At 35.1% G+C, this 476-nt stretch carries 1 protein-coding gene; it reads right to left on the bottom strand.

What is annotated here, in order from left to right:
* Positions 1-476, bottom strand: a 476-nt coding sequence (locus tag LG649_RS15905) for an anthranilate phosphoribosyltransferase (RefSeq protein WP_394371927.1), incomplete at both ends; no start/stop codon positions are given.

Genomic DNA, 476 nt, shown 5'->3' with positions numbered 1-476 from the left:
AACATATTAAAAAATGTTTTAACACCTAGTTGTTTTCTAATTTGAGCAACGTTTTTCATTGCTGGATGAAATAAAGGCGCGTGTAATATACAAATGCCAGCTTGTTCTAAACTGCGCTTTAAAAAGTCTTGATTGTTAGAAAACTTTACGCCTAAATGTTCCATAACGTTTGATGAGCCTGAAGTTGATGATACTCCATAATTACCATGTTTAGATACATGAACTCCTGCACCTGCAGTTATAAATGATGATAGGGTAGAAATGTTAAACGTGTTTTTGCCATCGCCTCCGGTTCCTACAATGTCTATGGCATTAAAATCGGTTAAATCTATTGGCAAACAAAGCTCAAGCAAAGCGTCTCTAAATCCTTTTAACTCGTCTAGAGTAATACTTCGCATCATGAAAACAGATAGGAAGCAAGTTATTTGGCTTGGGTTGTACATATCGTTTGATATGTTAACAATAACTTGTTTTGC

It is taken from the genome of Neotamlana laminarinivorans (assembly GCF_020523925.1).
Lineage (GTDB): Bacteria > Bacteroidota > Bacteroidia > Flavobacteriales > Flavobacteriaceae > Neotamlana > Neotamlana laminarinivorans.
The sequence above is the reverse complement of the archived record's forward strand: the minus strand, read 5'-3'. Positions and strand labels throughout refer to the sequence as shown.